Below are 804 nucleotides of genomic sequence, written 5' to 3'. Positions count from 1 at the left end.
AAACGTTCCGTCGGGATATCCTCCCAGGACCTTACCCGTTACAAGCTTGGAAACATTCTCCTCGTACCAGGCGTTTGGCGGCACATCGTAGAAGGTGACCTCCGCGGCAACCTCGGCCAGCGCGGTCTCAAGGCTGGCCGGGGCGCTCTCGTTTCCCGCTTTATCGACCGCAGTTACGTAATAGGTATAAACAATTCCTTTGTTGGCGGTGGTGTCGTTGTATTGGGTCACGCTCACGTTGGCGAGCGGGGCAACCTTGCTCGGCTTATCGGGCCCGCCGCTGCCCATTATCCGATAGACTTTATATCCCGCCAGATCCGCCTCTTTATTCGCATCCCAGGCAAGTTGGATCAACCCTAAGTTGGATACGAGCTTTAAGCCCTGCGGCGTAGCCGGCGCTTGATCTTGCGGGCTCGAGCCTCCGCCCGAACTCGGGCTTACCCCCGATGGCGGGGTAGGTACGACGGGTTGCTTGATTACTGCAAACGGAGAAAGCGAGCTAACGCGCCCCGTTATCGTTTTGGCGACGATATCTTTTGAATAAGTAACATCGGCCCATGCATCGGCTTGCCAGTGGCGCAGCTCAAGGTTTGCTTCCTCGGCGGCCGAGATACTCGGGTCATAGGGGAAGGTTACAAGTATATCTCCCGTGAACTGCGCTGTTGTAGTTACCTCATAGAAACTTCCAACAAGCTGGAACCCGGAAGGGATGGGCGGGGCAGTGCTTGTGGCGTTGATACTTGTAATACCTTTGGTAGTTACCGTGTTGAATGTCAATGTAGCGCCGAGGCCGGGGCTGACGGT

1 protein-coding gene is annotated in these 804 nt (G+C 56.1%); it reads right to left on the bottom strand.

Annotation, left to right across the window (positions count from 1 at the left end; genetic code table 11):
• Positions 1-804, bottom strand: an 804-nt coding sequence (locus COY37_RS10375; RefSeq protein ID WP_286977505.1) for an S-layer homology domain-containing protein, incomplete at both ends; no start/stop codon positions are given.

This window comes from Candidatus Aquicultor secundus, from assembly GCF_002791875.1.
In the GTDB taxonomy this organism is placed as follows: domain Bacteria; phylum Actinomycetota; class Aquicultoria; order Aquicultorales; family Aquicultoraceae; genus Aquicultor_A; species Aquicultor_A secundus.
This window is presented reverse-complemented; position numbering and strand designations above follow the sequence as displayed.